Below are 3920 nucleotides of genomic sequence, written 5' to 3'. Positions count from 1 at the left end.
CAAAACGAACTCGGCTTACTCAAGAGCAACTTAATGGGATTTCCCTCAAGCAAGGACTTTTTGCGACACCGAAACAATATCCTGTTCAGCTGCGATTTGCCAATGGGCGAACAAATGTTGAAAACGATTATGTCGCAGACACACGCTCAATGTCTGTGAAAGTGATTGGTGTTGAAGGAGAAAGCCTAGAACAAAGCTACGAACCAAACACTCAAGATATTATTCTTCAAAATGCTAAGATCTTTTTTATCAAAACCATCAAATATTATTATGAATTTTTTCGCTCCATAGTTGAGTCAGAGCAAGCTGCCCAGAAGTGGCTCATAAGTCATCCCAGGCAATTCCTAGCCCTAGCTAAAGTAACAGCTCGAAGCCCAAAGAGTTTATTAACGGAACGGTATTGGAGTGGTTCTGCTTATGCCCTTGGACTCAAACCAGATTTTGATCAGTCTCAACCGGGCCTAGTTCCTGTTGACTATCCCGCTGTGATCAAATATGCGTTTACCCCTGTTTCATGCCAGCCTCCCCATCAAAGCATTCGATATCAGTCCCGACCAGGTATTCCCAAACTTCCCTTCATCAATCGCGCCAAGGCTCTGGGATTGGATGGAAGCAAACCGGACAATTACTATCGAGACGAGCTGATTGAACAACTATCGAAAACCGATGCTCTTTATTGCTGGGACTTTGGCATCCAATTCCAAACCAACCCGAAAATGTCCATCGATGATGTCACAATTCGTTGGAGTGAGAAGAAGTCACCATTTTTTACCGTTGGTCGCCTTACCGTCAAGCATCAGATCATCGATTTTGACAAACAATACGACTCTGCTGAAAACCTACGATTTTCCCCGTGGAATGGCTTAGTAGTTCATCGTCCTGTGGGAGCTCTCAACCGGCTCCGTAATGTAGTTTATCCGATTGTGGCTAAGTATCGTTATCAAAAACGGGGACTCAACTACTAGTCTTTTAACCTTGCTCTGATGCTACATAGTTCATCTGTTCTGCAACTTTGACCTGCTCCCTCTCCTTCTCTATACACCCATTCGTCACAAGTTAAGGTTGTGTATCATTTGTCAATGGCTTAGTTACAAAATGTTACTGGTTGTAAAAGTGGTTGCTAATTCATGCTTTTGAGATTTTCCTAGTTTTGGCGATCGTGTTTCTTGGCAAGGCGATCGCCAGATACCCGCTCCCCAAACACAAGTCATTCAATCATCTGTCCTCAAAGGGTATAAATCGTCAATGCCAATCACAGCAGGTGCGACCCGTGATGGCGAGCAATCCCTCGCCATCACGGAAAGCGCACCTAAAGAGATTGAAGGTAAGGTAAAGATTAATTAACAATACCTTGACAAAATCTATTCTGCCTTAACTTTTTGGCCTCATAAGGGGTGTAATCTAAAAAAAACCTTAAAAAGCTTGATTGGGAGATCGCATTAATCTATAGTTGTAGCGGTTGATTAGTAGAGGCAAAAGTAATGACTTGTGAAGCTACTAAAGAAGTTCCCAGTGGTTTTATGCTCTGCCGGGAATCGAAGGCTTACCCAAAACAAAAATTCCCAGTTTCCACAAGGTAGCTCAAGCCGTCCTGCTCGTTGCGCCGAGCAGAATATAGCAGTGAGCAGCACTATTGGTTAATGTTTTTTAGGGGTGTACAGCTCAGAGTGTAGTTCACCAAGTCAGCATCTTTCATGTTCACCTGTTTTTTGGGAGTTGGATTGGTGAAAAGTTATATAGATATTTTGCCCAGGTACGAATCGAGGACTTTTTTCCCGAACCTCTATTGGCAGCATCTAGCGCCTTTGATATTCCTATTTTATCTTCCTATTATAGCGGATTTAACCGGGAGCATGTCACTTATGCAGAAACATTAGTACGCTTATCTGGGGAATGGGGAATGGGGAATGGGGAATGGGGAATGGGGAATGGGGAATAGGTAATAGGGGGAGCATGGGGAGCCGGTCAATTTGGTGAGAACGCTTGAACTACAGTGTTTTCAGGGTTTTAATAGCGTACATGAGTTATTTTAGTACATTTGTTCTACGAATTTGACATGCTCCCAGCTTATTGTATTCAAAAGCTATTCGTAAAGTAGCGTGCCCATAGCCCATAAGCTAATAGCTGATAGCACCTCAAGTAGCATCTCAAGTAGCGCTAATCGCTGTTCGCTGACAGCTGAATACTTACATTTGAGCTTCCCCTGTCGAGACAACATTCACGTTGCGAAGACGCAAGGCCGATATGCAGATCGCTATCCATGGTATCTTCATCTAAATAAAGGCGAATCTGTGTCATGTTTAGGGTTTGGTTGCCTGATAATGTTGTTTGGCCAGTTCTTCATAGGCGGTTTGTTCGGCTGCGATATCTTCGTCTATTTCCTGACGGTTAGCATGATAATAAGTTAATGCGGCATAAATTTGAGTGATTGTTAGGTGATGTAATCGTCTCGCTATTTCATAGCGCGTTGTTACCTTGATTATATAGGCCAGCAATTCGGCGCACAGAGGTTCGAGTTCCTGCAATGACTGGACGATTACTATTGGCATCAGTACTGATCAGGCAAGCCAATGTCGGTAAGGGCTGCCAAGGGGTTTCTCCAATTGATTTAAGTGGTTTTTCCCTTATTTTAAACTATAGGGCCACGCTACGCGATCGCATTCGGTAGGGTAGGGTGTGCAAATTATGATAGTTTGGCAATTTAATTAGGAATCATGTCTATTTGCCCACCCGACAAGAGGCGATCGCCCTATCAGCGATCGCCCTATCAGCGGTCAGCGGTCAGCTATCAGCATATGCGCTACGCGCACGCTGCGCGAACAGCTATCAGCTATCAGTTTAATGCTTAAATTTTTATCGTTCGCGTAGCGTGCGCCTCGGCGCAAATGGGATAATTGAATAGGTTTAAATTTGGAGCTAGTATGAATAGAAGTTTTGGAATTTGTAGGGTGCGTTAGGCGGTTTTGTTGAGACGATTATATGAGATAACCAAGGGTTGAAGCCGTAACGCACCATGGGATTGGTTAAGAATGGTTTGGGTTCAATTTGTATACCGATGGTGCGTTACATTTCATTAACGCACCCTACAAGAGCTTATTCACTCTATTTTTGTATTTATTTCAGTATTAATAGATCCAAAATGACAGGTGTTTACCATGTTTATGAGGTTTGATCTGAGGTTTATTAGGTTTAATATGAGGTTTAATATGAGGTTTAATATGAGGTTTATGAGTTGAAAAATACTTTTAATTAGAGTTAACCTTTATAGTCAAGGAAGTAAACTTTCCTTTCTTGAATACAATTACGAGTTGTGATTATGATCAAAAAAACGTAAGCATATGCGCTACGCGCACGCTGCGCGAACAGCAGTTAGCACTCAGCAGTCAGCTTTATGACATAGGCCACAAGTCCTGTGACAACACTGCAGCATTATTCCAATGCTTACCGATTTTATTCAAAAGCTGTTCGGTGTAGCTTGCCCTATGCTCATAAGCACATCAAGTAGTGTGGCACAGGCTTTGGCCTTTGGCCACGCTGTGCGAACGACGCTGTGACTGATTAGCACCTCAAGTAGCGTGCGCATTAGCTGATAGCTGATAGCTGATAGCTGATAAGTACCTGGACAAAAATAAACCTAACTGTATTAATTTGTGTAAAGTTGCCAAAAGTCCCTCTGCTCCCTGCTCCGAAGTCCCTGCTCCCTATTTAAAGAGTTAATTTTAGTTTTGTCCGACTACTTAGCTGATAGCACCTCAAGCAGCGTGCGCGTAGCGCATATGCTGATAGCTGAATACTTACAAAAAAACTCATGCCCAAGCATGTCTAGCACGTACTAACCAATCTGTTGCTGTGGGAACAGGTCAAAGTTGCTGAACAAATGAACTATCTACCATCAGAGCAAGCTTACACCCACGAGGGGA

The 3920-nt window shown here is 43.1% G+C and carries 6 protein-coding genes; 4 read left to right on the top strand and 2 right to left on the bottom strand.

The features are described from left to right. On the top strand, positions 1-965 hold a 965-nt coding region (locus F6J94_RS31485; RefSeq protein WP_293047447.1), incomplete at its 5' end, for a catalase. 123 nt (positions 966-1088) lie between these two features. On the opposite strand, the gene F6J94_RS31480 is transcribed toward F6J94_RS31485, so the two are convergent. Continuing rightward, positions 1089-1211: a hypothetical protein gene (locus tag F6J94_RS31480; protein WP_293017309.1), complete on the bottom strand. Its 123-nt coding sequence runs from the start codon at positions 1209-1211 to the stop codon at positions 1089-1091. A gap of 575 nt (positions 1212-1786) precedes the next feature. Here F6J94_RS31480 and F6J94_RS31475 point away from each other — a divergent pair. Beyond that, positions 1787-1939, top strand: coding sequence for a hypothetical protein (locus tag F6J94_RS31475; protein ID WP_293047445.1), 153 nt, complete (start codon positions 1787-1789; stop codon positions 1937-1939). 361 nt (positions 1940-2300) lie between these two features. Here the strand turns inward: F6J94_RS31475 and F6J94_RS31470 are convergent, their stop codons facing one another. Continuing rightward, positions 2301-2549, bottom strand: coding sequence for a hypothetical protein (locus F6J94_RS31470; RefSeq protein WP_293047443.1), 249 nt, complete (start codon positions 2547-2549; stop codon positions 2301-2303). Between F6J94_RS31470 and F6J94_RS31465 the strand changes: the two genes are divergently transcribed. Both F6J94_RS31465 and F6J94_RS31460 read left to right on the top strand, forming a co-directional pair. Next, complete coding sequence (locus F6J94_RS31465) at positions 2543-2668, top strand: hypothetical protein (protein WP_293047441.1); 126 nt, start codon at positions 2543-2545, stop codon at positions 2666-2668. The two genes, F6J94_RS31470 and F6J94_RS31465, sit on opposite strands and share 7 nt — an antisense overlap. Before the next feature lie 46 nt (positions 2669-2714). After that, positions 2715-2849 carry a hypothetical protein gene (locus F6J94_RS31460; RefSeq protein WP_293047439.1) on the top strand — a complete coding sequence of 45 codons (135 nt, stop codon included), beginning with the start codon at positions 2715-2717 and terminating at the stop codon, positions 2847-2849. Positions 2850-3920: the final 1071 nt, after the last annotated feature.

The organism is Moorena sp. SIO1F2 (genome assembly GCF_010672755.1).
Taxonomy (GTDB): Bacteria; Cyanobacteriota; Cyanobacteriia; order Cyanobacteriales; family Coleofasciculaceae; genus Moorena.
Note: the sequence above shows the minus strand (reverse complement) of the source record. Positions and strands in the feature narration are given on the sequence as shown.

Coding starts and splice junctions, on each gene's coding strand:
- F6J94_RS31480 (WP_293017309.1), bottom strand. CDS start 1,211: ATGACTTGTGTTTGGGGAGCGGGTATCTGGCGATCGCCTTGCCAAGAA.
- F6J94_RS31470 (WP_293047443.1), bottom strand. CDS start 2,549: ATGCCAATAGTAATCGTCCAGTCATTGCAGGAACTCGAACCTCTGTGC.
- F6J94_RS31460 (WP_293047439.1), top strand. CDS start 2,715: ATGTCTATTTGCCCACCCGACAAGAGGCGATCGCCCTATCAGCGATCG.